The following is a 24,836-nucleotide window of genomic DNA, read 5'->3' as shown; positions in this document are numbered from 1 at the left end:
GGCGGGTGGGCGCATTCCCCGGCTTCCTTAGCCCGTCCGCCCGCCGGATAGGCTTTCGAGGGTGAGCACCGCCCTGTACCGCCGCTACCGCCCGGACCGTTTCGAGGACGTGATCGGGCAGGACCATGTCACGGTGCCGCTGCGCACCGCACTGGCGAAGGACCGCGTGAACCACGCCTACCTCTTCTCCGGCCCGCGCGGCTGCGGCAAGACCACGTCCGCCCGCATCCTCGCGCGCTGCCTGAACTGCGCCCAGGGCCCCACGCCCACGCCGTGCGGCGAGTGCGACTCGTGCCGGGACCTGGCCACCGGCGGGCCGGGCTCGCTGGACGTGCTGGAGATCGACGCGGCCTCGCACGGCGGTGTGGAGGACGCCCGCGGCCTGCGCGAGCGGGCCACGTTCGCCCCGGTCCGGGACCGCTACAAGATCCTCATCATCGACGAGGCGCACATGGTCACCGCGGCGGGCTTCAACGCGCTGCTCAAGATCGTGGAGGAGCCGCCGGAGCACCTGAAGTTCATCTTCGCCACCACGGAGCCGGAGAAGGTCATCGGGACCATCCGCTCCCGCACCCATCACTACCCGTTCCGGCTCGTGCCGCCGGAGCCGCTCATCGCCTACCTCGAGCAGCTGTGCGCGGAGGAGGGCGTGTCCGTGGAGAAGGGCGTGCTGCCGCTCGTGGTGCGCGCCGGCACGGGCTCGGTGCGTGACACGCTCTCCGTGCTGGACCAGCTGATCGCGGGTGCCCAGGAGGGCCAGGTCTCCTACGAGCTCGCGGTGAGCCTGCTCGGCTTCACCCCGGAAGCCCTGCTGGACGACGTGATCGACGCCGTCGCCGCGGACGACACCCCCACCGTGTTCCGCGTGGTGGACCGCGTGGTGCAGTCCGGCCAGGACCCGCGCCGCTTCGTCGAGGACCTGCTGGACCGCTTCCGCGACCTCGTGATCGCGCGTGCCCTGCCGGAGGAGGCCGGGGCGATCCTGCACGGCATGCCGGAGGACCAGGTGCGGCGTCTCTCCGCGCAGGCCGCGCAGCTCTCCCGCGCGGAGCTCTCCCGCCTCGCGGACATCACCAACCTCGCGCTGACGGACATGGTGGGGGCCACCAGTCCCCGCCTGCACCTCGAGCTGCTCATGGCGCGCCTGCTGCTGCCCGCCTCGGACGAGACGCACCGCGGCCTGGCCGCCCGCCTCGAGGCCCTCGAACGGCGCCTCGAGCTCGGTGGCGCCGCGCCCATCGAGGACGGCGCCTCCGAGGGCACGACGACGCCGGCCCGGTCCGGCACGCCCGCCGCGGACGGCGGCGGATCGGCCGAGAACGCGGAGGGCTCCAGCACTCTGACCGGTGCCGCGCTCGCCCGGGCCGCCATGCGGCGGCCGGAGGAGCCCGCGCCGACCGCGTCCACCGCCCCGCCGGAGCGCTGGACGCCGCCTGCCCCGCAGTCCGCGGCAGAGGCGCCGGAGGGGGACGCCGCCGCCGGGGCCACGGGGTCCGAGCGTCCGCAGCAGGCGCCGCAGCCCAAGCGGCCCGAACCGGCTGAGGTCGGGGCCCGTTCCGGGGACACGCGCCGCCCGGAGGCCGGGAGCCGCCCCGAGCCTGAGGGCCGGCCCGAGCCCGAGGGCCGGTCCCAGGCCCAGGAGCGCACCGGTGCCGCGCCGGCCCCCGCCCACGGGCCGGAGGAGACGGCCGCGCCGTCGGGCCCCACGCCCGCCCCGGCGGCGAGCCAGGTGGAGATGATCCGCCGGGCCTGGCCGGACATCCTCACGGCCCTCGAGGACGCCTCACGCCTGGTGTGGATGCTGGTGAAGGACAACGCGAGCGTCGCGGGCTACGACGGCTCGTTGCTGACGATCGGCTTCCAGCAGGACGGGCCCCGCCAGTCGCTGCTCGGCCGGGGCGGCGACCGCGTGCTCGGCGAGGCCGTCCACCAGGTGCTCGGCATCCGCCCGCGGCTCGACCTGATCCTCGGTGGGGACGCGCCGACCGGGGACGCCCGCGCACAGTCCAGCGCTCGCCCGGCCGGCCCGGCGCGGACGGACCGGCCTGAGCGTCCGGCCCCGCAGCAGGGCCGGCCCGACCGACCGACGGCGCAGCCGAACCGGCCCGCTCCGGCACCGGGGCAGGCCCCGCGCGAGCCGGAGTCCTCCCGCCCCACCCCGCCGCGCTCCGCCGCACCCTCCACCGCGGAGGACGATCCGGCGCCGCCGGCCGTTCCGCCCCGGGCCACGCAGCAGCGTCAGACGCCGGAGCCGTCCCCCGCCTGGACGCCCGCGGCTCCCGCCACCTCCTGGGGGCCGGCGCCGACGTCGTCGACGACGCCCGCCCCCGCCCCGCCGGCGGACGGCTGGGGCGGCCCGGATGAGGAGCCGCCCGCCTGGGACGACGCTCCCCCGCCCGAGGAGGACCCGTGGGACTCGCTGCCCGCGTTCGACCCGGACGCGGAGCAGGACGACTCGGACGGCCCCGAGGGCTGGACCCCGCCGGCCCGCGACGCCGAGGAGCGGCCCGTCGGCGCCGCCGGCTGGGACGGCCCCGTGCCGTCGGTCGAGGACTGGGGCGCGCCGCCGCAGGCCGCACCGGCCCCCGGCGGCGCCGCGCCGGACGCCGGCCAGGACTCCCCGGTCCAGCCCGACGCCCCGACCCCCGGCGAGAGCGAGCCGAGCGCCGAGGAGGTCCGTCGGGCCTACGACCCGGGGCCGCTGGTCCGCGAGGAGGAGCACTCGATCCCCGTGTTCGCCCGTCCGGAGGCGGAGCTGCGCGCCGAGTTCGCGAAGCGCTTCGGCGCGACCCGTCCCGCCGGCTTCGACGACGGCGCGGGCGCGGCCGCGGACGGTGACTCCGCCCGGCCTGCCACGCCGTCACCCGCCCCGGATGACGACGCAGCGGCCACGGAGCGACGCGATCTCCACCCGGCCGCCTCGGGCGCCGGCCCGTCCTCGGACGAGCAGCGGCGCCCCACGGGCGCGCCCACGGCCGACGAGACCCCCGATCCGGGCGTGCCCGCCGACGACGCGGACGCCACGCCGCGTGCGGCTGCCGGCCCGGGCGGGGCGGACTTCCCGGGTTCGGGCCATCCGGCGAGCATGTACCCGCGGCTCATGGAGCGGCTGCGGGCCGGTGGGCCCCTCGAGCCTCCGGTGAACGCGGGCTCGAGCGGCGGCGGCGGGACGGGCGGCGGCCCCGGCGCTCCCGGTGGCCCCGCCCCGGACGCCTCGCCGGGCTCCCCCGCCGGGGGCCGGCCGAGCGCGGCCTCGCTCGGGGCGCGCCCCGCCGACGTCGAGCCTGCCGGGGGAGCCTCGGCGCCGCCGTCGTTGGACGCGCGGGCCGCGGCCATCCGCGCCGCCCGCGAGGCCGCCCAGGGCCGCGGCCTGACCCGGCCCGCCGACACCGGCCCCGCCGCCCTGGCGACGTCCGGGGTGGGGTGGGAGGACGAGGTCGCCAGCGACGACGACGTCCCGCTCGAGGACTCGGGCCTCGTGGGCCGGGTCGTCGTCGAACGGGTGCTCGGCGGCCGTCTGCTCGAGGAACGCCCCAACGACGCCTGAGGCGAACGCGCCCGTACGCCGTCCGGGGCCGCGGGCATGATGGACGCGGCGCCGGACCACGGCGCCGCGTCGGGGCGCACGCCCCACGAGACGCACCATCGGACGAGGGAGACGGATGTACCAGGGCGCGGTGCAGGACCTGATCGACGAGCTCGGCCGCCTGCCGGGCATCGGGCCGAAGTCCGCCCAGCGCATCGCCTTCCACATGCTGGAGGCGGATCGGGAGGACATGCTGCGGCTCGCGGACGCCATCCGCACGGTCAAGGACAGGGTGCGGCTGTGCTCGGTCTGCTTCAACGTCTCCGAGGACGAGGTGTGCTCGCTCTGCCGGGATGAACGCCGGGACCGCTCCCAGATCTGCGTGGTCGAGGAGTCGCAGGACGTCATGGCCATGGAACGCACCCGCGCCTTCCAGGGCCGCTACCACGTGCTCGGCGGGGCCATCAATCCGATCGCCGGCATCGGCCCCGAGCAGCTCCACGTCCGCGAGCTGCTCACCCGGCTGCAGGACGAGGCCGTGCAGGAGGTCATCCTCGCCACGGATCCCAACCTCGAGGGCGAGGCCACGGCCACCTACCTCGGCCGGCTCCTCGGCGCCACGGGCATCCGCGTCACGCGCCTGGCCTCCGGTCTGCCCGTCGGCGGGGACCTCGAGTACGCGGACGAGGTCACCCTCGGCCGTGCCTTCGAGGGACGTCGCCTGATCAGCGGCTGACACCGGCCGGTGTCGAGCAGGCCCCGCCCGACGCCGGCCCGGCTCAGGCCACGCGCGTGCCGGCGGGCAGCCGCCCGGCCGGGGTGTCCAGGCGACGGTGGCCCCACCAGCCCAGCCCGGCCACCAGCACACCCTGCATCGCCAGGCCGAGCGGCCACACCGGCCAGGTGCCCTGCCGATCCGGCACGCCGGTGCTGTCGAGACCGCGCAGCTCGCCGTCGAGGCACTCGACGTCCCGGACGGGGTCTCGCTGGGTCCAGCGCAGCCCCACGGACAGCAGGTTGAGCGGCCCGGGTTCCGCCCGGGTCCCGTCCTCGAGGAGCCCGCCCTCCCAGGGGGAGGCATCCGCGAGCACGGCGTACGGGTTCGCCGCGAGCAGCCATCCGCTGCGCCGCGGGTCGGGGATCGTCCGGGTGGTCACCGGGCCGACGCACCGGTCGGCGATCCCGTCGTACAGCTCCGGGTGCGCCGCCTCCCACTCGGCCCAGGCCTGCTCGGCCTCCTCCGGGGTCATCTTCTCGAGCTCCGCCTCGGTGAACGGCTCCGCCGTCGTGGAGCCGTAGTCGGCCTCGTTGGCCCGCACCTCGGTCTGCAGGAACTGCAGGGACAGCCCGAAGGCCACCAGGGTGCCGATCGTCAGCGCCGCCACGATCAGGTACGTCACCACGACGGCGAACAGCGTGCGCCCGGCGATCGCCGAGACGGCCACGCCGATCCCCGCGATCATGCCGAACTCCACGAGGATCATCACGAGCCCCACCAGCACGGCCCACGGGGACACGCGCCCCACCACGGCCGCGACCGCGAGCCACGGCAGCGCGGCCGCAAGGAACGCGGCGGAGGCGATCCACGCCGCCAGCCACTTGCCCGCCATCAGGTGCCCGGTCCGCAGCAGGGTGACCTGGGTGATGGCCAGGGTGCCGCCGGCACGGTCGCCCGAGATCGCGTTCGCCGCCAGGGCGGGTGAGACCAACAGCGAGAGGGTGAGGACGAAGAGCAGGACGCCGTCGAAGAGCGTCCGCCCCAGGGCGCGCATCTGCTGCTCCGCCAGCTCCGGCTCCAGGCCGGACGCCTCCATCCCCGCCATGCCCAGGCTTCGCAGCCCGAGGGCGCCGAGGGTCACCGCCCCCACCACCACGAAGAAGACGCCCAACAGCACGTACCAGCCGCGCGAGCGCAGCCGCTGACGCAGTTCCATGCCCACCACGGTGGCCACGGCCTGGGCCGCGCCGAGGCGTCCCCCCGGCTGCGGCTCCGGCGGGCGGCGGTCGTGGATCGAGGTCGCGACGGCGGTGCTCACGGCCGGTCTCCTTCGGTGCGGGGGCCCTCCAGATGGAGGCCCAGGTAGGCGTTCTCGAGGCGGGAGCCCTCCGGGGCGAAGTGGCTGACGAGCACACCCTCGCGCACGAGGTCTGCGAGCAGCGCGGCCGCGGCGGCCTCACCCCGCAGCTGCACCACGACGCCGTCCCGGCGCTGGCCCGCGCCGGCGCCGGTGGCTGCGGTGACGGCGAGGCCGCGGGTCTTAAGGGCGCGGATAAGGGTGTCCCGGGCCGACGGGTCGGGCCCTGCGATCCGGTAGGGGCGGGCGAGGTCGTCGGCGGCGCGGAACTCCTGGGTGGCCACCGTGGCGCCCTCATGGAGGAACACGGCGCGATCGGACATCTCCTCGAGCTCGGCGAGCACGTGGGAGGAGACGAGCACGGCGGTGCCGGTTGCGGCCATGGCGCGCAGGTCGTCCCGCAGCCGGATGCGGGCGGCCGGGTCGAGGCCGTTGGCGGGTTCGTCCAGGAGCAGGACGGAGGGCCGGTGCACGGTGGCCCGAGCCAGGGACAGGCGCTGCTGCTGGCCGCGGGAGAGCACGCGGGCGGGCCGGTGGGCGAACTCCGTGAGCTCGACCCACGCGAGCTGCTCGTCCGCGCGCGCCGACGCCTCCGCCTTCCCCATGCCGTAGAGCCGGCCCAGGCTGGCGAGGATGTCGTGGCAGGTCAGCTCCTCCCACACGCCCAGGGTGTCGGGCATCCAGCCGAGCCGCCGCCGGGCCTCGACGGGCTCGCGCACCGCGTCCACCCCGGCCACGGACACGGCGCCGGCGTCCGGGCGCAGCAGGGTGGCCAGGATCAGCAGGAGCGTGGTCTTGCCCGAGCCGTTCGGGCCGACGAGGGCCGTCACGGAGCCGGCGGGCACGGTGAGGGAGACGTCCCGCACCGCATGGACGGCGCCGAACGAGCGGGCGAGGCCGTGGGCCACGATCCCGTCGTGGGCGGCCGCCCCCAGGACGGGTGAGGCGGGCGGGGGTGCTGGAGCGGTCATGGCCCCATCCTTGCCGGGCCGTGCATGGACGCGGATCCACCCGGGGGATGATCCCGGCGCCGATCCCAGCCCGACCGGGGTCGCAGGCGGGGCCGCGGGCGCCGTCGTCCTGGCCGGCCACGGGCGCCGGGTCCAGCATCCGGAACAGGGGTTCACCTGGCGGACCCGCGCGGGTGCGCGCCCCTAGACTTGGCCCGAACCGACCCTCGACCCTGTCCGGAGCGACCCATGAGTCTCATCGTCCAGAAGTTCGGCGGCTCCTCCGTGGCCGACGCCGCCGGCATCCAGCGCGTGGCCCGCCGCGTCGCGGACACGGTCCGGGCCGGGAACCGCGTGTGCGTCGTTGTCTCGGCCATGGGCGACACCACGGACGAGCTGCTCGACCTCGCCGCCGAGCTCACGCAGGACGCGCCCGCACGCGAGATGGACATCCTGCTCTCGGCCGGCGAGCGCATCTCCATGTCCCTGCTGGCGATGGCGATCCACGCCGAGGGCGTCGAGGCCCGCTCCTACACCGGCTCCCAGGCCGGCATGCTGACGGACACCTCGTACGGCCGGGCCCGGATCGTCAAGGTCAACCCCCACCGCGTGCAGGAGGCCCTCGACGCCGGCCGCGTGGCCATCGTGGCCGGGTTCCAGGGCATGAGCCCCGAGTCCAAGGACATCACCACCATGGGCCGCGGCGGCTCGGACACCACGGCCGTCGCCCTCGCCGCCGCGCTCGGCGCGGACGTGTGCGAGATCTACACGGACGTGGACGGCGTCTACTCGGCCGACCCGCGCGTCGTGCCGACCGCCCGCAAGCTCACCGAGCTCTCCTCCGAGGAGACCCTCGAGATGGCGGCCTCCGGATCCAAGGTGCTGCACCTGCGCTCCGTGGAGTACGCGCGCCGCTTCGGCGTGCCGCTGCACGTGCGCTCCTCCTTCTCCGACCACGAGGGCACCTGGATCATGCCCGACCCGAACGACACCATCACCCTTCAGGAAGGCGCTCCCATGGAACAGCCCATCGTCTCCGGCGTCGCCCACGACCGCTCCGAGGGCAAGGTCACGATCGTCGGCGTCCCCGACGTGCCCGGCAAGGCCGCCGAGATCTTCCGCGTGATCGCCGTGTCCAACGTGAACATCGACATGATCGTGCAGAACATCTCCCGCGAGGGCTCGGGCCGCACGGACATCTCCTTCACCCTGCCGATCGTGGAGGGCAAGGACGCCATGGCCGCCCTGCGCGCCGCCCAGGACCGGATCGGCTTCCAGGACATCGTCTCGGACCCGGAGATCGGCAAGCTCTCGCTGATCGGCGCGGGCATGCGCTCCAACCCGGGCGTCTCCGCCACCTTCTTCAAGGCCCTCGCCGACGCCGGCGTGAACGTGGACCTCATCTCCACCTCGGAGATCGGCATCTCCGTGGTCACCGCCGAGAGCAAGCTCGACGACGCCGTCCGCGCCGTGCACGCCGCCTTCGGCCTCGACGCCGAGGAGGAGGCCACGGTCTACGGCGGCACCGGCCGCTGACGCCGCATCCGCCGCTGCCCCACCGCCCGGGCGACTTTCGAACGTGAAATGGGGCGAATGGACGCTTTCGAACGTGAGATAGGGCCTATCCCACGTTCGAAAGCGAGGGGGCCGGGGTGCTTCCACCCTCCCCCACCCACCACGACGCCGGCCCCGCACCTTCAGCGTGAAGGTGCGGGGCCGGCGTCGTGCGGGCGGTTCCTCCCGTTCCGTCAGCGAGGACGGAGGGGGTCGGCGGTCACGGGACCTGGACGGTCACGTCGGTCGTGATGCCCGCGTCCCAGGTGACGAGGCCCTTCCAGGTGCCCGAGGTCAGGCCCGACCAGGAGAGGGTCGCCTCGGTGGCCTTGCCCGAGGTCACGGGCACCGGGTTCGGGGAGACGGTCAGGTTGCCCGCGTCCTCGCGCAGCTTCAGCGTCTCGAGGGTGCCGGTGTCCTTGCCGCCGTTGGCCGCGTACAGGTGGCCGACCACGGTATAGGCGCCCGGGGTGGGGTTCACGATCGTCAGCGTCTCGGACTCGTCCGCGGTCGCCCGGGAGAGCTGCTTGCCCTCGGGGGTGATCACGTACAGGTCCCAGTCGGCGCCGGCGGCGCCCGCGTTGATCGAGGCCACCAGGGACTTGGTGCCCTCCTCCACGGTCACCGTGGACACGGCCAGTGCGCTGGACTCGAGCGAGTTGCTCGCGATGGCGGCGGCCACGGTGGAGTCCACCTTGCCCAGGCCCAGGACCTGCGGGGTCAGCTCACCGGTCACGCCGGGGGTGATCTCCACGTCGGCGGAGCCGGTGGCGCCGGAGCCCTCGCCGGCGGAGGTGACGGTCGCGGACTTCGCCTTGACGGTGACCGGGGAGGTCACCTCCGGGACGGCCTTGCCCTTGGCGGTGGTCCAGGACATGGAGCCGTGGGTCCAGGTGTTCACCGCGGCGTCGGTGCGGGTGACGGTCAGCTCGACGTCGGCGGACTGGCCGGCCTTCAGGTCCAGCACGGCCGGGGAGGCGGTCACCTCGAAGCCGGGCACGTTCGCAGAGAACCGCCAGCGGCCGTTCTCCAGGGCGGTCACGGTGCGGGTCACGGTGGCCGAGCCGACGACGTCGGGGATCGCCAGGGACGGGACGTTCACGTCACGGCCGGCGATGTCGCCGCGCAGCAGCGCGTCCCACTGCTCCTTGCCGGAGTCGTAGACCAGGCCCGGACGGGCGGCGGCGGCCGGATCGGCGGAGCCGGCACCCGTGGCGAAGTTGTCCGTGTTCACGGTGCCGTCGGCGTTGTACACGTCGCCGGCGGTGGTCATGAGGGCGGACTTCACGGCCATCGGGGACCAGGCCGGGTACTTGCCGATCAGCAGCGTGGCCATGCCGGCCAGGTTCGGCGAGGCCATGGACGTGCCGGACATCAGGCCGAACGTGTTGCCGTGGTAGTCGGGGTCCAGCGGGGAGACGCCGGCGATCACGTTCACGCCGGGGGCGGCGAGGTCGGGCTTCAGGAGCTCCTGGTTCACGGCGTTGGCCGGGCCGCGGGAGGAGAAGCCGGCGATCTGGGGCAGCGGGTCCTCCGGCAGGCCGGTGGTGTCGCCCGGGACGATCGTGGCGGTGAGGTCGGAGGACTTCACCTTCTCGATCACGCCGTTGTCGTTCATGTGCACGGTCGGCACCGCGTGGATGTCCGCGTCCAGCGAGCCGGACGGGGTGTTCACGAGGATCATGCCGACGCCGCCGGCCTCCTCCACCACCTGCGACTTCTCGGTGCGGGCGTTCCCGCCGCGCTCGCAGAGCACGATCTTGTCGGCGGCCTCCTCGGTGAGCCCGCCGGGCAGGCAGAGACGCGCGGCCTCGGCGTCGCCGGCGGCGACCTCGGACGCGTGGATGACCTCGGCCGGGCCCACGCCGGTGCGGGCCGAGGAGGCGCCCCGGAGCTGCGTGCCGTCGGAGAACTGCACGGTGGCGGTGAGCTCGTTGGAGAACGTCTCCGCGGCCACGGTGGTCAGCCACGGGGAGCCGTGGTTCACGGTGTTCGGGCCGGGGCCGGAGTTGCCGCCGGAGGCGGCCACGAAGATGCCGGCCTCGGCGGCGGACTTGAAGGCCATGGCCACCGGGTCCACGATCGAGGTGTTGGAGCCGGAGATCGAGTAGTTCAGCACGTCCACGTTGTTCTCGATGGCCTGCTCGACGGCGGCCACGGAGGCGGAGGTGTAGCAGCCGCCGGTGTCCGGGTCGGTGTCCTCCCAGCAGATCTTGTAGGAGATCAGGTGGGCGGCCGGGGCCACGCCCGCGCCCTCGCCGAAGGAGTCGCCGTCGATGGTCTGCTCCACCCCGGTGTTGCCGAGGATGGTGGTGGCCACGTGGGTGCCGTGGGAGAACACGCCCAGCGGGGAGATGCGCTCCTCCGGGGCCCGCTCGTCCACCGGGACGAAGCGCTCGAAGTCGTCGGAGAAGGCGTAGGCGCCGATCAGCTTGGAGTCGCACGACGACGCCGGGAAGTCCGGGCCGGTCTCGCACTCGGCCGTGGCGGTGGTGCCGTCCGCCTTGAGCACGGCGATCTGGCCGTCCGCGGTGCGGTACGGCACGCCGACCTTGGCCTTGCCCTTGAGCGGCTGGACGGGCTGACCGTCGATGAACGGGTTGTCCGGGTGGATGCCGGAGTCGATGACGCCGACCACCACGCCCTTGCCCGCGTTCTCGGCCTTGCCGTACACGGACTTCCAGGTGCCCTTCTTGCCGGGCAGGCCGAGGAATTCGGTGGAGCTGTAGTCCGGGGCCACCTGCTCGTCCGGTGCGACGCCGAGCACGGCCGGGTCCTTCGCGATCGCCTGGGCCTCCTCGGCGGTCAGCTCGGCGACGAACGCGTTCACGGCGCGCTGGAAGGAGATCTCGGCCTTGGCGCCGTGGGTCTTCGCGACCTTCGCCTGCTGGCGCTGGAGCTTGGCCTCGTAGTTCTTCACGCGCGGGTGCGAGGGGTCGAACTTCGCCTTCGGGGCGGCGCCCGGAACGGCGCCGGCCTCGGGGGCGGTCACCGACGGCTGGTCCTTCAGGACCACGAAGTAGCGGCCGTCCTCGAACTGCTGCTGGACCTGCACCTCGCCCTGCGGGCTGGAGACGGTGCTGCCGTCGGGCAGTTCGACGGCGGTGGCCGACACCGCGAGCGCGGGAGCGGCCACGAGGCTCGCGCCGGCGACGGCCGCGGCCAGGGCCCGACGGCGCCGGGCAGGGGTGGGGTTCTGAGGCATTGCCTCCGCCTTTCTCATCAAGGTCCGCCCAGCTCTCACCCGTGGCACGCCGGCGGGGATGGCGCCGGGGGACGGGGAGATCGACGCCCATGTGATGAGCGCCACAGCGAGACATGTGCAATCTACCGTCCGGTAGGGCGTTTGACCAGATCTTTGCCAGGCAACGTCCAGGACCGTCGAATTGGGGCCGCCGGAGCACACTCCCCGCGTCGGCGTCGCGGAGCCGCTCGCTCATGAGGGGCGCCACGGGGGAGGATGGTGGGGTCATGCCCGAGCCACGCACCGCCCCCGCGCCCCCGCCTACCGCCGTCGTCACCCTGCCCGCCGACGTGTGGCGGGCCCACGCGCGGGCACACCGCGAGCGCATCGCCCGACGCACGGACCCGCTGGTGGCCCTGCGGATGCGCGGCCAGAAGCACCCGGTGCAGGACTTCCTCTTCGGCTACTACACGCACTCCCCCGCCGCACTGCAGCGCTGGCACCCCGGGCCGGGGGTCCTCCTCGCGGACGACGACGGCGCCGCGGCCCGCGCCGAGGCGGCCGAGCTGGGCACGACCCCCCGGGGCGAGTGGAAGCACTACCGGCGCGTCGAGGCCGGCGAGGTAGCAGGCGCCGTCGTCGACGGCCGCCCGGTGGGCGGCTGGCTGGTGGACGCGGCGGCGGTGCTGGCCGACCGCGCGTCGGGGGTGGCGTTCACGCGGGACCTGCTCGCGCGCACGGCGGAGCGGGCGCCACGCCTGGGCTGCTTCGGGCTGCACGAGTGGGCGATGGCGTACCGCTCGGACGTGCACGGGGTGCGGCACTCCCAGCTGCCGCTGCGGCTCGGGGCCGGGGGGACGGACGCGGTGGTGGAGGGCTCGCGGATCCGGTGCACGCACTTCGACGCGTTCCGGTTCTTCGCACCCGAGGCGCGCGACCGCAACGAGGGCGACGACGGCGTCCTGCCCACGCGCGCCGGGATGCGGGAGATGGAGCAGCCCGGCTGCCTGCACGCGGGGATGGACCTGTACAAGTGGGCGTACAAGCTGGTGCCGGTGGTCGACTCGGACCTGCTCGCGGACTGCTTCGACCTCGCGTGGGACATCCGCCGGCTGGACATGGAGGCCTCGCCGTACGACCTGACCGGAGTGGACGACCTCGCCGACGGGCGCGGCGGCTACGCGGCCGTGCGGATCGAGGAGCCGGCCGGGCGTGCCGAGTACGCGCGGCGACAGCGCGAGTTCGCCGCGCGGGGCCAGTCGCTGCGGGTGCGGCTGCTGGCGGTGCTGGACGCAGCCGCGGGGGCGGCCCCCGGGACCGGGCCGGACGCCGAGTGGACTTCCAGCGCACGTCCATGATTAGGATGGCCGCTCTACAGGCTGTGAGGCGCATCACTCGCGTCATCCGGTGACCGCCCCGGCCCTCTCCGCACCGAACGACTCGAGGACCTGACGTGACCAGAACCGTTCCAGCTCGCCGCCGCACCACGCTCGCCGCCGCCGTCGCGGCCGTCTCGCTCGCCGTCGCGGCCGCCGCCCCCGCGCTCTCCGCGCCCGGCAACGGCAACGGCAACGGGTCCGCATCGCAGGGTCAGGCCCGCTCCAACGACCTCTCCGCCACGCGGGGCAACAAGGTCAACGACGCCGCCGCGCTCGCGCCGCACCTCGTGGGCCAGACGCTGGACTGGGAGGCCTGCGACTTCGGCAGCGAGAGCCTCAACGCCCGGTTCAGCGCGATCCCCGGCACCGCGTGCGCCGACGTCACGGTGCCCCGCGACTGGAAGAACCCCGAGGACGGCCACACCATCACCCTGCGCGTGGCCAAGACCGAGACCTCGAAGGGCAACCCGGAGCGCCAGGGCATCGCGCTGGTCAACCCCGGCGGCCCGGGCGGCTCCGGCCTGCCCTGGGGGCCCGCCATGGCCGAGCGCGCCCCGGAGCTCGCCGAGCAGTACGACTTCATCGGCTTCGACCCCCGCGGCGTGGGCCAGTCCACCGCCCTGGAGTGCACCTACACGCCGAACCCCGAGCACGACGTGTGGCAGGACACGAAGGCCCAGGTCGACGCGTGCCTCGAGAACGAGCTCACCCCGTACATCACCACCGAGCAGACCGTGTACGACATGGACTTCATCCGCGCCGTCCTGGGCGAGGAGAAGACCTCCTACATCGGCTACTCGTACGGCACCTGGCTGGGCAGCTGGTACCAGCGCGTCTTCCCCCAGCACACGCACCGGTTCCTGCTGGACTCCGCCGTGGACATCTCCCGCGACGGGCTCCAGACCACCTGGGACCTGCAGCCGCGCTCCCGCGACCGCCAGTTCCAGGACGCGATGCTCCCCTACGTGGCCCGGCACGACGAGATCTTCGACCTCGGGGACGACCCGATGCAGATCCGGGAGCGCTGGGAGGACGTGGGCGGCACCCGCACCCAGCTCGGCATGATCGTCGCCGGCTCGTTCCTGCTGCCGGCCATGTACGACACGTCCCAGTACCTCGACGCCGGGTCCGTCATCGCCGCCTACATCCGCATCATGGAGTCCGAGGCCGCGGCCACGGACCCCGCGGGGCAGCGCACCCAGATCGAGCGCATCCTGGCCGAGGCCCGTGCGTCGCTGCCGGCCGAGGAGCGCGACTCCTTCGACCGCTTCGCCGCCCGCGGCCTGGAGACCGTGGGCGAGCGCGAGCAGCTCGTCGCCGCCACCCAGGCCGGTGACGCCGTCACCTTCGAGGGCGCGTTCTCGGCGATCCGCTGCCAGGACGGCCAGTGGAACACCTCGCAGGGATACTGGACCTCGTGGGTGGACGACCTCGGCCGCAAGGCCCCGTGGATCGGTGTGCTGATGGGCCCGTCGGAGTGCATGTACTGGCCCGCCCAGACCTCCATGCCCGCCCAGCCCGGTGGCAAGGGCGCCCCGAACACCGTGATCGTGCAGTCCGAGCTGGACGCGGCGACCCCGTACGAGGGCGGCCACCGCGCCGCCGGCGTGCTGCGCAACACGTCCCTGATCTCCGTGGACAACGAGGGCACCCACGGCCTGTTCCCGTACCGCACCGAGTGCGTGGACGCGCCCATCCGTGACTACTTCCTGACCGGCGCCCAGCCGGCCGAGAAGTCGCTGTGCGACGCCGTCCCGCTGCCGCTCGAGACCCAGCCGGTCCAGGTGGCCGGGACCCCGACGCACAAGGGCGACATCAAGATCTCGATGCGCACCGACGCCGTGCGCGAGGCCAACCGGATCACCCACGACGCGATCGAGCGTCAGCTGATCGACTCCCGCGCGGTGACCCCGGACGTCGAGGCCTTCCTGGAGGACTGACGGCCCGGGCACCCGGAACCCGGCTCGCCCCCGACGGCCCGGCGACTCCCCCGCGGAGACGCCGGGCCGTCGTCGCGCCCGGGGCGGCCCTGCACCGCTGGTTGGGTTGTCGCGGGTGCCCCCGCCCCACACCCCCGACAACTCAACCCGCGATGGGCAGCCGGAGGGGTGGCGTCGACGCCGGGGCCTCGATCGACGACGTCAACTGTCTCCACCTCGACGACGACGCCGACCTGGCGCCCTACCGTGGCCACGTCGCGGCGGCCGAGCACGAGAACCGCGGCGTCCCTGCGGATGAACACGGCCCTCGGGTTCCGTCTCGAACCGGCCTGGCTCGGGCTGACCCCGCCCATGACGTGGGAGGAGTTCGTGCAGGCCCCGGCGTCAAGTTCCCTTGACGACAAGGTCACTTGACTGTCAAGCTTGCTTCACAACGTCCGGTCGGACGCCCCCAGGGCCTCCGAGGCGGGCCGGGCCACCGGCCCAGGGCATCGACCACAGGAGGGCCCCATGACCGCGAACCACCCCCGCCACACCGCCGCCGCAGCGGACAGGCAGGGCGCCGCGGCGGAGCACGCCGGCACCGCCACCACCGACCCGCGCCGGGACACCCGCTCCCGCTGGGGCCGCTCCTCCCGTCTGGGCGGCGGATCCGGGCGACTGATCGTCGTCAGCCTCGTGGCCGGCGTCGTCGTCGCCCTGCTGATCGGGACTGTGGCCTTCGCTCTGGCCTCGAGCCAGGGCGACGCCGATCCCCGCTTCCCGGCGGTCATGGGGACGGTCATGGCGGCGTCGGCGCTCCCGGTCGGCATCACCCTCGCCTGGCTGTTCCTCGTGGACCGCACCACCGTCCGCGGGGCCATCCGAGACACCGAGGAGACCATCGAGGGCCGGTGGCTCGAGAAGGCGCAGTCCGCCGCGTTCGGCGACCTGCTCGTGGTGCTGGGCCTGGGCACGTTCGTCATTGCCATGACCGGATGGCAGGCCGACCTGCCGCTCGTGGGCGCCGGGCTGCTCCTCTTCGCGGGCGCCTCGGTGGCCGTCCGCTACGCGCTCCAGAAGCGCCGGGGCTGAGCCGTGGAGAACACCATCCCCGACGAGCGTGCCCGCCTCGGCTGGTCGCAGCAGCGGCTCGCCGACGAGCTCGGCGTCTCCCGGCAGACCGTCATCTCCCTCGAGAAGGGCCGCTACGACCCCTCGCTCCCCCTCGCCTTCCGCCTCGCGGCCGTGTTCGGGCGGCGGATCGAGGACCTGTTCACCCCGGACGGCAACGCGGGTTGAGTTGTCGCGGGTCCGGGCGCCCAGCACCCGTGACAAGTCAACCCGCGTTGAGCCCGGGGCGGCGTGGGGCGTGAGAGGCTGGGGCCATGGATCGAGAGCTGCGCACCCCTCCGGAGCTGGAGGGCGTGGACTGGCACGACGACGCCCCGCGTCGCCCCCGCCCGATCGTCACCCTGGTGGCGTGGATCGCCATCCTGGGCCTGGTCCTCAGCGTGGGCGCCGGGATCTTCTCCGCCTTCTGACGCGTCACCGCCGGCCGACGCGCCGCCCCGGCCTCAGCGCACGTCGCCGTTAACGTAGCGCCAGATCCCGTCCTCACGGCGGAACCGGCTGACCTCATGGAGTCGGAACCGCCCCTCGGCCCCCGTGCCGACGGCCACGAACTCCACGGTCCCGGCGTCCTGGAACGGCCCGCCGTCCCGCACGTCCAGCACCGCCAGGCGGGTGAACCGCGGCGCCTGTTCCCCCTCGGTCGGCAGCAGCTCGGCCGCGGTGGGCCGGTGCTCGGGAACCCAGGTCGCGGCGAGATAGTCGGCCATCGCCCGCGCCTCTGCCGTCCCGGCCTCGCCCAGCCGCGCGAACGCCGTGTACCGGGAGCGCATGAGCGCCTCGGCGGTGGGCGCGGTCAGGGCGCCGTCCTGGGCGAAACGCGCGTGCAGGCGACCGCAGCACGCCGCGAGCCCGGCTCCGGACCCGCAGGGGCAGGGCTCGGGACGGCTCACCGGCGCGGGCGCCCGGTCGCGCGACGCCGGGCGGACCGGGCCGTGATGCGGCGCACTCCCGTCAGCACGACGCCGGCCGCCGCGGCGAGCAGCGCGGGGCCGAGCGGGCTGATCGGCCGGCGTCGGCCGAGCGGGGACACACGGGTCTGCTGAGGTCTCATGCCGCCAGGCTACGCCGGGCCGGCTGCCGCGTGCCGCCCCCATCACACCCACGATCCCGCGTCCGGGCGGCCGAGTAGACTGGGCGGGCAAGCACGCGGAGCGCCCAGGGCCGGGCGTGAGACGGCATCTACACCGTCCTGCTCCGCGGCATCGTCCCGCACCCAGGAGCGTGTTCATGCCCATCATCGTCGTCGACGTCATGCCCAAGCCCGAGATCCTCGATCCGCAGGGCAAGGCGATCAACGGGGCCCTGCCCCGCCTCGGCTTCACCGAGTTCAGCCAGGTCCGCCAGGGCAAGCGCTTCGAGCTCACCGTGGAGGGCAAGGTCACCGACGAGATCCTCGCTCAGGCCCGCACGGCCGCCGAGGAGATGCTGTCCAACCCCGTCATCGAGGACGTCGTGAACGTGGCCGTCCTGGACGAGGCCGAGGGCGCCCGATGACCGAGCTCCCCCTCATCGGCGACTACTCGACGCCGACGACGCCGCTCAGCGGCGCGCGCATCGGCGTCATCACCTTCCCCGGCACCCTGGACGACGTGGACGCGCTGCGCGCCGTCCGCCTCGCCGGCGCCGAGCCCGTCTCCCTGTGGCACGCCGACGCGGACCCGCAGCGGACGCTCGCCGGCGTGGACGCCGTCGTGATCCCGGGCGGCTTCTCCTACGGCGACTACCTGCGCGCCGGCGCGATCGCCCGCTTCGCCCCCATGATGGACGCGGTGGCGACGGCGGCCGGCGGCCCCGAGGGCGACGCGGACGGCCTGCCGGTGCTCGGCATCTGCAACGGCTTCCAGATCCTCACCGAGTCGCACCTGCTGCCGGGCTCGATGGTCAAGAACGACCACCTGCACTTCATCTGCCGCGACCAGGAGCTGGTCGTGGAGAGCACGGACACCGTGTGGACCCGCGACTTCGAGCAGGGCCAGACCATCACCGTGCCCCTGAAGAACCAGGACGGCCAGTACGTGGCGGACGAGACGACCCTCGACGCCCTCGAGGCCGAGGGCCGCGTGGTGTTCCGCTATCAGGGCTGGAACCCGAACGGCTCGCGCCGGGACATCGCGGGCATCGCGAACCCGGCCGGCAACGTCGTCGGTCTGATGCCGCACCCGGAGCACGCCGTGGAGACGGGCTTCGGCCCGGACACCGCCGCCGGCCCCCGCTCCGGCGTGGACGGCCTCGGCTTCTTCACCTCCGTCCTGACCACCCTCGCCAGCCGTGGAGGCCATGCATGAGCCAGCAGTTCAACATCGAGACGGTCGCGGACGCCCAGGCGACGCCGGACGTCGAGCAGCCCTGGGCCGAGCTGGGCCTGAAGGAGAACGAGTACGCCGAGATCAAGAAGATCCTCGGCCGCCGCCCCACCGCGGCCGAGCTGGCCATGTACTCGGTCATGTGGTCCGAGCACTGCTCGTACAAGTCCTCTAAGGTGCACCTGCGCCAGTTCGGCGACAAGCTCACCGACGAGATGAAGCAGCACATGATGGTGGGCATCGGCGAGAACGCCGGCGTGACCGACCTCGGTGACGGCTGGGCCGTGACGTTCAAGGTCGAGTCCCACAACTCGCCCTCCTACGTGGAGCCCTACCAGGGCGCGGCCACGGGCATCGGCGGCATCGTGCGCGACATCATCTCCATGGGCGCCCGCCCGGTGGCCGTGATGGACCCGCTGCGCTTCGGCGCGATCGACCACCCGGACACCGCCCGCGTGTTCCACGGCGTGGTGGCCGGCATCGGCGGCTACGGCAACTCCCTGGGCCTGCCGAACATCGGCGGCGAGACCCGCTTCGACCCGATCTACCAGGGCAACCCGCTCGTCAACGCCCTCGCCGTGGGCGTGCTCAAGCACGAGGACCTGCGCCTGGCCAACGCCTCCGGCGTGGGCAACAAGGTGGTCCTGTTCGGTGCCCGCACCGGCGGTGACGGCATCGGCGGCGCCTCCGTGCTGGCCTCAGAGTCCTTCGACGGCGACGGCAAGCCCGCCAAGCGCCCCTCGGTGCAGGTCGGCGACCCCTTCTCCGAGAAGGTGCTCATCGAGTGCTGTCTCGAGCTGTTCCGCGACTCCCTCGTCGAGGGCATCCAGGACCTCGGCGCCGCCGGCATCTCCTGCGCCACCTCCGAGCTCGCCTCCAACGGCGAGGGCGGCATGCGCGTGGAGCTGACGGACGTGCTGCTGCGCGACTCCACGCTGACCCCGGGCGAGATCCTCATGTCCGAGTCGCAGGAGCGCATGATGGCCGTGGTGACGCCGGAGAACGTCGCCGCGTTCGAGGCCGTCATGGCCACGTGGGACGTCGAGTACTCGTGGCTGGGCGAGGTCACCGGTGACGGCCGCCTGATCATCACCTGGGACGGCGAGGTCATCGTCGACGTGGACCCGCGCACCGTGGCCCACGACGGCCCGGTCTACGAGCGCCCGTACGCGCGTCCGGCCTGGCAGGACGAGCTCCAGGCGGACACGTTCCGCTCCTCCGAGGCCGGTCAGCACCTGCCCGCCACGGGCGAGGAGCTGCGCGCCGCCGTCGTGGAGCTGATGAGCTCCCCGAACCTGGCGGACACCTCCTGGATCACCCGTCAGTACGACCGCTACGTCCGCGGCAACACCGCCCTGGCTGCCCCGGACGACGCGGGCGTGGTGCGCGTGGACGAGGAGACCGGCATGGGCGTGGCCCTGGCCACGGACTGCAACGACCGGTTCACCTACCTGGACCCGTACACGGGCGCGCAGGCCTCCCTGGCCGAGGCGTACCGCAACGTCACCACCGCCGGGGCCGTGCCCCTGGCCGTCTCCGACTGCCTGAACTTCGGCTCCCCCGAGGACCCGGACGTGATGTGGCAGTTCGCGGAGGCCGTGCGCGGCCTGGCGGACGGCTGCCAGACCCTCGGCATCCCGGTGACCGGCGGCAACGTGTCCCTGTACAACCAGACGGGCAGCACCCCGATCCACCCCACCCCCACGGTGGCGGTGCTCGGCCAGCTCGACGACGTCCTGCGCCGCACCCCGTCTGGCTTCGCCCCGGACGCCGACGGCCAGGCGATCTACCTGCTCGGCGAGACCGCGGACGAGCTGGACGGCTCCGAGTTCGCGCGCCTGCGCGGCCACCTCGGCGGCCTGCCCCCGAAGGTCGACCTGAAGAAGGAGCGCCTGCTCGGCGAGCTGCTGGTCAACATGTCCCGGGACGGCATGATCGACGCCGCCCACGACCTCTCCGGCGGCGGCCTCGCGGCCACCCTGTCCGAGATGGTGCTGCGCTTCGGCGTGGGCGCCCGCGTGGTGCTGGACGAGGTGCTGCGCCGCGACGGCGTGGACCTGTTCACCGCACTGTTCTCCGAGACGCAGGCGCGCGCCGTCGTGGCCGTGCCCCGCACCGAGGAGGTCCGGTTCACGGACATGACCACGGCCCGCGGCTACGCGGCCGTGCGCATCGGCGTGGTGGACGCCGACTCCGCGGCCCTCGAGGTCCAGGACGCCTTCACCCTGCCGATCGCGGAGCTGCGCGAGGCCTGGGAGGCCACCCTGCCGAAGCACTTCGGCTGAGCCTGGGACAGAAGCGACGAGCCCTGCGCAGTGGTGCCTATCCAGTACCGATAGGCCCCACTGCGCAGGGCTCGTCGTATTTCAGGGCTCGTCAGGTGGTCCGGTGCATCTCACCGACCCACAGGGAGAGCGTCGAGTGGGACGGGTCGCCGTCGAAGTGCTCATGCGAGACGTCCAGCACGGGGTAGGACGCCAGGTCGACGCCCTCCGGGACGGTCAGTGTCGTGTCCTGGCGGGTCACCGTGCCCAGCGAGATCATGCGGCTGGCGGCCTCGTCGCGGATCCAGACCTCCAGGTAGCCGTCCTCGGGGGCGGGCACCTGGGGCACATGCACGGCCAGGTGCATCTCCCCGTCGGCGGCACGCGTCATCTCCGCGCGGGCCGGCGATCCGTCGGTGGTCACGGACGCCATGACGGCGGTGCCGATGAGGTCGTCGCCGCCGCCCGGCTCACCCCCCTGGCCGGGAGCGTCCGTCCCGCGCGTCGGCGGCGCGGGCGACGTCGTCGCGGGCTTCCCGGCCTCCGGGACCCCGCCCTGCCAGGGGCCGCCGCCCAGGGCGACACCCACGGCCCCGCCGCCGATGACGAGCCCGGCGGCCGCCGCAGGTGATGAGGACGAGCTCGGCGGCGCCGTCCCGGCGGAAGTACGGGGACAGGTCCAGCTCACCCTTCCCCAGACTCTGGGTGGAGGCCACCCGATAGCGCCGGGCGGTCCCCGCCGCATCCGTGACGGTGACCTCGTCGCCGACCGCGGCCTGCCGCAGCCCGTAGAGGGCCCCCACGGGATTGCGCGGTGAACCCGAATGGGAGGCGATCACCGCCGTCCCCTCAGGATCCCCGGGGGCCGAGCCGTGGCGGTACCAGCCGCCGACGGAGCTGTCGTCGGGCAACTCCATTGCCCCGTCCTCCGTGACCCCGACCGAGACCACGCTCAGCGTGGCCCCGATGGCCGGATAGTCCACGCGCACGGGGATCCTGGCGTCGTCCGATGGGCTCTGGGTGGCGCGCCGGACGGCGATCCCCGACGACGGCGTCCGCCCGGGGACGACCGGAGCCGCGGAGGGGGTTGCGGCCGGTGGAGTTCCCGTTCCCTCCGCGGGACCCGGCGTCATCGCGACGACGGAGCCTCGCCCCTGCTCGGACGGGAGGGAGGAGACCGCCGCCGACGGCGCGCAGCCGGTGAGGACGACGGCGGCGAGGGCGAGGACCGCCGGCACACGGCCGACGGTCCCCATCTCCGGGCGGGAGGGACCCCGCCCGCAGGACTCATCACGCACGGGCCGCCCGGCGGCGGGCCATGAGGACGGCGCCGGCGACCAGGGCGGCCGCACCGGCGCCGACGGCGGCCAGCATCCCGGTGGAGTCCTGGGCGGGGGCGACGTCGATGCCCGCGGGGACGGAGCCCGGCGCGCTGTGGTCGGCGGCGACCTCCTGGGTGGCCAGCGCGAGGGTGCCGTCGGCGGCGGAGCCCCAGGCGTAGGCGATCGTGGTGACGCCGTCCTTGACCTCGACGTCGGCGGGGCCGATCACGGGGTCGGTGGTGCCGGCCACGGACACGGCGGCGGAGACGGTGCCGGCGGGCACCTCGAGGGAGGCCTCGTCCGGGTTCTCCAGGCCGGGCACGACGACGTCCTCGCCGGCCCAGACGTCCACGGCCGGGGCGGCGGCGATGTGACGCACGGTGAGGCGGCCCTCGCCGGCGGCGACGGCGCTCGTGTCGTTCTCGAACGCGGTCACCGTGGGCGTGCCGGCGGCGTCGAGGTGGGCGGCGGCGGTGTAGTCGCCGCCGTCGGCGAGGGTGAGGGTGACGGGACCGAGGATCGGGGCGGAGTCATCCATGGCGTCCGCGGCGGTGATGGCGACCTCGTAGTCGCCGGCGGCGAGCTCCAGGGGACCGGCGAGGTCGCCGGGCTCGAAGTCGTCCAGGGTGAGGGCACCGTTGACGTAGACGTCCACGGGGGTCGCGGGCACGGCGTGCAGCACGGAGAGCTCGGCGCCGGACGGGGCGTCCATGGCGGCGGCGGACAGGGGGGCGAGGACGGCGATGCCGAGGGCGGTGGTGACGGCGGCCGGGAGGGACTTGCGCATGGTGTCGTTCCTGTTCGTCGAGGGTCCTGCGGGGCGAGGCGCCGAATGCGCTCACACCAGGACTACCGACGCCGCGACCGATCCGTTGCAGAGGATTTTCCTCCCCCTCCGATCACGAGCCCTGCGCAGTGGGGCTCGTCGTGTTTCGGGGGCTCGTCAGAATTGAAGAAGGTCCGCCCCTGGGGCGGATGTGCCTCCCAGGCCCGCCCCGTGGATTCATCGTGTACACACCCCTCCCGCGAGCCTCCCCGCCCCGCGGCCTGGGCGCCGTCGAGGGGCTCGACCGGGAAGAGGCCCTCCTCACCGGCGAGAACGACCCCGTCCCGACGCACGCGGGAGACGCCGTGCTCTCGGGCTCGGCCGTCGTCGCGGGCACGGGAGTGGTGCTCGCCATCGTCGTGGCCGTGCGCCTCAGTCGTTGACGCGGCGGGCTCCGATGACCAGAGTGATCCCAGGACAGCGCGCCAGCGCGCCGCCCGGCCCGTCCAAGAGGGTCGGCGCGGTCCCGACACATGAAGGAGACCACCCATGCGCCTCATCACCCTGGGCCTCGGCGCCGCACTCGGCTACCTGCTCGGCTCCGCCGAGGGCCGCAAGAACCTCGAGAAGATGACCCAGAACGCCCAGAAGCTCTGGAACGACCCCAAGACCCAGGAGAAGGTCGGCCAGGTCCAGGAGACCGCCCAGCAGAAGTTCGCTGAGGTGAAGAAGTCCGATCCGGTGCAGAAGGCCACGACGAAGGTGGAGGATGCCATGCAGGGCAACGACAAGAAGAACGACGTCCGCGAAGATCGCGTGACCGAGTCCAACAACGACAACATCACCTCGGCGGCCCGCCACGGTGCCGAGCCGGACACCATCTCGGACCCGTCCACCCCGCTGGGTGACGAGGGTCCGCTGACGCGCTGACCCGCGCAGACACGGCGGCCCGCCTCCCCGAGGGGAGGCGGGCCGCCGTCGCCGTGGGCCGGGTCAGCCGTCCTGCTTCAGGACCTCGTCGGCCGGCGGGGCCTGCACCGGATCCACCCCGCCCATCTCGGAGAGGGTCACCACCGCCTTCGTGCCGGCGGACTCGGTCTCCACGGTGAGCAGGCGGCCGTCCTCCTTGGACACCGTGAACGCGGTCAGCTCCACGCCCTCCTGCGGGCCCGAGACGGGCTCGTCCAGCACGTAGCGGATCGCATCCTGACCGCTGCGGCGGATGCCGTCCGCGTCCGCCTCGACGTCGTCCAGGCCGCCCGACTCCGGCAGGGAGCCCAGCAGCGAGCTCACCATCGCGCCCATGCCGGTGGCGCTGGGATCGCTCTCGTACGGGGTGGCGGTCCAGCGCTCCACATAGGCGGGGCGGTCCTCACCGCTCGTGCCGGCGCGCTCCACCGTGAACCGGGAGTACGCGGTGCCGTCCACGATCCGGGACTCGTCTCGGGTGATCAGGCCGTCGTCCTGGTACACGGACACGTACCGCATGGACGAGCCGTCCACGGGACCGGAGATGTCCACCGAGTCCGGGACCGCGCGCCCGTTGCTCGGGGCCTCGGACCGCAGCTCGGTGACCATGCGGACGGAGTCGGCCTCCTCGAGCTGGGTGCGGGCACGGTCCCAGGCGCCGGGGGCGTCGTCGCCCGAGGCGCAGCCGGTCAGCAGCAGGGCGGCCGCCCCGAGGGCGGCGAGGGACAGGCCGCGTCGGGTGCGGCGGGTCTGGGTCTGGCGCTGCCTCACTCGGCCACCTCCTCCGGCGCCTCGGCCGGCTCGATCTGGTTCCAGTCGCTCAGGGCGTACTGCTGGGTGGCCCGGCCGTCGTCGACGGTGAGCGCGACCAGCTCGCCGTCGTCGTCCACCGTGAAGGAGTGCACCCGGGTGGCGTCGCCCTCGGCCATCGCCGCGTCGGCGACCTCCTCGGGCACGGCATAGCGGTAGGCCGTGCCGCCGTCCCAGTCGACCTCCTCGGCGCGCACCTGGGCGCCGTCGAGGGCGTCCGCCGCGGGGAAGCCCACCTGGTCGAGGAGGGACTTCAGGGGCGGCTCCTGCCCCTCACCGGCCGGGACACGGCGCCACTGCGGGTCGGAGTACATCACCTGGACGTCGTCCGGGACGTCGGAGCCGTCCACGTCGACCCGGACGAACACATCCTCGCCGACCTGGCGGGACTCCATGGTGATGTGTGAGTCCCGGCCGACCTGCATGACGCCCTTCGACTCGGCGTCGCCGCCGTCGAGCCGGCCGGCGATGTCCCAGCGGACCGACTGCGGGCCCTGACGGCCGGTGGTGTAGGCGGTCTCGAGTCGGACGGTCTCGGCCTCGTCCAACTGGGTGCGGGCCTGATGCCAGGCCTCCCCCGCCGACTGCGGCTCGGATGCGCACCCGGCCAAGGCCAGGGCGCCCACGACGCCGAGCCCGGCCGCGCGGACGGCACGTCTGCGCTGCATGTTCTCCTCCTGG

General features: G+C 73.9%; 22 protein-coding genes and 1 pseudogene. 13 read left to right on the top strand and 10 right to left on the bottom strand.

Going from position 1 to position 24,836, the window contains the following annotated elements; all coding sequences use genetic code 11:
• Window positions 1-61 precede the first annotated feature (61 nt).
• Together NR073_RS03705 and recR are read left to right on the top strand one after the other, a co-directional pair.
• Window positions 62-3,547 (top strand): DNA polymerase III subunit gamma and tau, encoded by a 3,486-nt coding sequence (locus NR073_RS03705; RefSeq protein ID WP_256748617.1) that lies wholly within the window; start codon window positions 62-64, stop codon window positions 3,545-3,547.
• A gap of 115 nt (window positions 3,548-3,662) precedes the next feature.
• Window positions 3,663-4,262 (top strand): recombination mediator RecR, encoded by a 600-nt coding sequence (gene recR, locus NR073_RS03700; protein ID WP_002856659.1) that lies wholly within the window; start codon window positions 3,663-3,665, stop codon window positions 4,260-4,262.
• 43 nt (window positions 4,263-4,305) lie between these two features.
• Here the strand turns inward: recR and NR073_RS03695 are convergent, their stop codons facing one another.
• Both NR073_RS03695 and NR073_RS03690 read right to left on the bottom strand, forming a co-directional pair.
• The gene (locus NR073_RS03695) at window positions 4,306-5,562 is read right to left on the bottom strand and encodes an ABC transporter permease (RefSeq protein ID WP_256748616.1); all 1,257 of its coding nucleotides are present in this window, start codon (window positions 5,560-5,562) and stop codon (window positions 4,306-4,308) included.
• Window positions 5,559-6,572 (bottom strand): ABC transporter ATP-binding protein, encoded by a 1,014-nt coding sequence (locus NR073_RS03690; RefSeq protein ID WP_144826239.1) that lies wholly within the window; start codon window positions 6,570-6,572, stop codon window positions 5,559-5,561. The genes NR073_RS03695 and NR073_RS03690 overlap by 4 nt, the downstream gene beginning before the upstream one ends.
• A gap of 228 nt (window positions 6,573-6,800) precedes the next feature.
• Between NR073_RS03690 and NR073_RS03685 the strand changes: the two genes are divergently transcribed.
• Window positions 6,801-8,087 (top strand): aspartate kinase, encoded by a 1,287-nt coding sequence (locus NR073_RS03685; protein ID WP_144826241.1) that lies wholly within the window; start codon window positions 6,801-6,803, stop codon window positions 8,085-8,087.
• Between the two features lie 238 nt (window positions 8,088-8,325).
• On the opposite strand, the gene NR073_RS03680 is transcribed toward NR073_RS03685, so the two are convergent.
• Window positions 8,326-11,310, bottom strand: a complete 2,985-nt coding sequence (locus NR073_RS03680; RefSeq protein WP_256748615.1) for a S8 family serine peptidase — start codon at window positions 11,308-11,310, stop codon at window positions 8,326-8,328.
• A gap of 266 nt (window positions 11,311-11,576) precedes the next feature.
• Between NR073_RS03680 and NR073_RS03675 the strand changes: the two genes are divergently transcribed.
• From NR073_RS03675 to NR073_RS03655, 5 genes are all read left to right on the top strand, one after another.
• Window positions 11,577-12,647, top strand: coding sequence for a hypothetical protein (locus NR073_RS03675; protein ID WP_036315423.1), 1,071 nt, complete (start codon window positions 11,577-11,579; stop codon window positions 12,645-12,647).
• Window positions 12,648-12,742: 95 nt separating this feature from the next.
• The gene (locus tag NR073_RS03670; RefSeq protein ID WP_044658688.1) at window positions 12,743-14,608 is read left to right on the top strand and encodes an alpha/beta hydrolase; all 1,866 of its coding nucleotides are present in this window, start codon (window positions 12,743-12,745) and stop codon (window positions 14,606-14,608) included.
• 510 nt (window positions 14,609-15,118) lie between these two features.
• Window positions 15,119-15,682, top strand: a complete 564-nt coding sequence (locus NR073_RS03665) for a hypothetical protein (protein WP_256748614.1) — start codon at window positions 15,119-15,121, stop codon at window positions 15,680-15,682.
• Between the two features lie 3 nt (window positions 15,683-15,685).
• Window positions 15,686-15,889: a helix-turn-helix transcriptional regulator gene (locus NR073_RS03660; RefSeq protein WP_002856639.1), complete on the top strand. Its 204-nt coding sequence runs from the start codon at window positions 15,686-15,688 to the stop codon at window positions 15,887-15,889.
• Window positions 15,890-15,975: 86 nt separating this feature from the next.
• Entirely contained in the window at window positions 15,976-16,131 is a 156-nt protein-coding gene (locus tag NR073_RS03655; RefSeq protein ID WP_010079551.1) for a hypothetical protein, read from the top strand.
• A gap of 33 nt (window positions 16,132-16,164) precedes the next feature.
• Here NR073_RS03655 and NR073_RS03650 read toward each other — a convergent pair whose 3' ends face one another.
• Entirely contained in the window at window positions 16,165-16,611 is a 447-nt protein-coding gene (locus NR073_RS03650; protein ID WP_049148014.1) for a YchJ family protein, read from the bottom strand.
• The gene (locus tag NR073_RS03645) at window positions 16,608-16,772 is read right to left on the bottom strand and encodes a hypothetical protein (RefSeq protein ID WP_155643109.1); all 165 of its coding nucleotides are present in this window, start codon (window positions 16,770-16,772) and stop codon (window positions 16,608-16,610) included. The genes NR073_RS03650 and NR073_RS03645 overlap by 4 nt, the downstream gene beginning before the upstream one ends.
• Window positions 16,773-16,948: 176 nt before the next feature.
• On the opposite strand from NR073_RS03645, the gene purS reads away from it, so the two are divergent.
• From purS to purL, 3 genes are read left to right on the top strand one after another with little or no spacing between them, the layout of a single operon-like run.
• Window positions 16,949-17,215 (top strand): phosphoribosylformylglycinamidine synthase subunit PurS, encoded by a 267-nt coding sequence (gene purS / locus NR073_RS03640; RefSeq protein ID WP_069941507.1) that lies wholly within the window; start codon window positions 16,949-16,951, stop codon window positions 17,213-17,215.
• Window positions 17,212-18,006: a phosphoribosylformylglycinamidine synthase subunit PurQ gene (gene purQ, locus NR073_RS03635; RefSeq protein WP_070708867.1), complete on the top strand. Its 795-nt coding sequence runs from the start codon at window positions 17,212-17,214 to the stop codon at window positions 18,004-18,006. Before purS ends, purQ begins: the two co-directional genes overlap by 4 nt.
• Window positions 18,003-20,309 (top strand): phosphoribosylformylglycinamidine synthase subunit PurL, encoded by a 2,307-nt coding sequence (purL, locus tag NR073_RS03630; RefSeq protein ID WP_256748613.1) that lies wholly within the window; start codon window positions 18,003-18,005, stop codon window positions 20,307-20,309. The genes purQ and purL overlap by 4 nt, the downstream gene beginning before the upstream one ends.
• A 91-nt stretch (window positions 20,310-20,400) precedes the next feature.
• On the opposite strand, the gene NR073_RS03625 is transcribed toward purL, so the two are convergent.
• The 3 genes and pseudogenes from NR073_RS03625 to NR073_RS03620 form a co-directional block, all read right to left on the bottom strand.
• Window positions 20,401-20,976 carry an anti-sigma factor domain-containing protein gene (locus NR073_RS03625; RefSeq protein WP_181743490.1) on the bottom strand — a complete coding sequence of 192 codons (576 nt, stop codon included), beginning with the start codon at window positions 20,974-20,976 and terminating at the stop codon, window positions 20,401-20,403.
• Window positions 20,912-21,421, bottom strand: a pseudogene (locus NR073_RS11335) (class F sortase); the annotation flags it as partial. The pseudogene NR073_RS11335 and the gene NR073_RS03625, both read right to left, overlap by 65 nt.
• 157 nt (window positions 21,422-21,578) lie before the next feature.
• Window positions 21,579-22,397 (bottom strand): DUF4397 domain-containing protein, encoded by an 819-nt coding sequence (locus NR073_RS03620; RefSeq protein WP_049148008.1) that lies wholly within the window; start codon window positions 22,395-22,397, stop codon window positions 21,579-21,581.
• Between the two features lie 221 nt (window positions 22,398-22,618).
• Here NR073_RS03620 and NR073_RS03615 point away from each other — a divergent pair, with 221 nt between their 5' ends.
• Both NR073_RS03615 and NR073_RS03610 read left to right on the top strand, forming a co-directional pair.
• A complete protein-coding gene (locus NR073_RS03615) occupies window positions 22,619-22,819 on the top strand; it encodes a hypothetical protein (protein WP_036384100.1) in 201 nt (66 codons plus the stop codon).
• A 106-nt stretch (window positions 22,820-22,925) separates the two neighbouring features.
• A complete protein-coding gene (locus tag NR073_RS03610) occupies window positions 22,926-23,306 on the top strand; it encodes a YtxH domain-containing protein (RefSeq protein ID WP_044658681.1) in 381 nt (126 codons plus the stop codon).
• 63 nt (window positions 23,307-23,369) lie between these two features.
• Here NR073_RS03610 and NR073_RS03605 read toward each other — a convergent pair whose 3' ends face one another.
• Both NR073_RS03605 and NR073_RS03600 read right to left on the bottom strand, forming a co-directional pair.
• Entirely contained in the window at window positions 23,370-24,116 is a 747-nt protein-coding gene (locus tag NR073_RS03605) for a hypothetical protein (RefSeq protein ID WP_049147412.1), read from the bottom strand.
• Window positions 24,113-24,823, bottom strand: a complete 711-nt coding sequence (locus NR073_RS03600; RefSeq protein WP_255502741.1) for a Tat (twin-arginine translocation) pathway signal sequence — start codon at window positions 24,821-24,823, stop codon at window positions 24,113-24,115. Before NR073_RS03600 ends, NR073_RS03605 begins: the two co-directional genes overlap by 4 nt.
• Between the last annotated feature and the right edge of the window lie 13 nt (window positions 24,824-24,836).

Source organism: Micrococcus sp. Mcc28, assembly GCF_024519775.1.
GTDB classification, from domain to species: domain Bacteria; phylum Actinomycetota; class Actinomycetes; order Actinomycetales; family Micrococcaceae; genus Micrococcus; species Micrococcus luteus.
This window is presented reverse-complemented; position numbering and strand designations above follow the sequence as displayed.

Bases quoted from the DNA above. Each gene is read 5' to 3' on its own strand.
- recR (WP_002856659.1), top strand. From the start codon at position 3,663: ATGTACCAGGGCGCGGTGCAGGACCTGATCGACGAGCTCGGCCGCCTG.
- NR073_RS03690 (WP_144826239.1), bottom strand. From the start codon at position 6,572: ATGACCGCTCCAGCACCCCCGCCCGCCTCACCCGTCCTGGGGGCGGCC.
- NR073_RS03685 (WP_144826241.1), top strand. From the start codon at position 6,801: ATGAGTCTCATCGTCCAGAAGTTCGGCGGCTCCTCCGTGGCCGACGCC.
- NR073_RS03680 (WP_256748615.1), bottom strand. From the start codon at position 11,310: ATGCCTCAGAACCCCACCCCTGCCCGGCGCCGTCGGGCCCTGGCCGCG.
- NR073_RS03675 (WP_036315423.1), top strand. From the start codon at position 11,577: ATGCCCGAGCCACGCACCGCCCCCGCGCCCCCGCCTACCGCCGTCGTC.
- NR073_RS03665 (WP_256748614.1), top strand. From the start codon at position 15,119: ATGACCGCGAACCACCCCCGCCACACCGCCGCCGCAGCGGACAGGCAG.
- NR073_RS03655 (WP_010079551.1), top strand. From the start codon at position 15,976: ATGGATCGAGAGCTGCGCACCCCTCCGGAGCTGGAGGGCGTGGACTGG.
- NR073_RS03645 (WP_155643109.1), bottom strand. From the start codon at position 16,772: ATGAGACCTCAGCAGACCCGTGTGTCCCCGCTCGGCCGACGCCGGCCG.
- purS (WP_069941507.1), top strand. From the start codon at position 16,949: ATGCCCATCATCGTCGTCGACGTCATGCCCAAGCCCGAGATCCTCGAT.
- purQ (WP_070708867.1), top strand. From the start codon at position 17,212: ATGACCGAGCTCCCCCTCATCGGCGACTACTCGACGCCGACGACGCCG.
- purL (WP_256748613.1), top strand. From the start codon at position 18,003: ATGAGCCAGCAGTTCAACATCGAGACGGTCGCGGACGCCCAGGCGACG.
- NR073_RS03620 (WP_049148008.1), bottom strand. From the start codon at position 22,397: ATGCGCAAGTCCCTCCCGGCCGCCGTCACCACCGCCCTCGGCATCGCC.
- NR073_RS03610 (WP_044658681.1), top strand. From the start codon at position 22,926: ATGCGCCTCATCACCCTGGGCCTCGGCGCCGCACTCGGCTACCTGCTC.
- NR073_RS03600 (WP_255502741.1), bottom strand. From the start codon at position 24,823: ATGCAGCGCAGACGTGCCGTCCGCGCGGCCGGGCTCGGCGTCGTGGGC.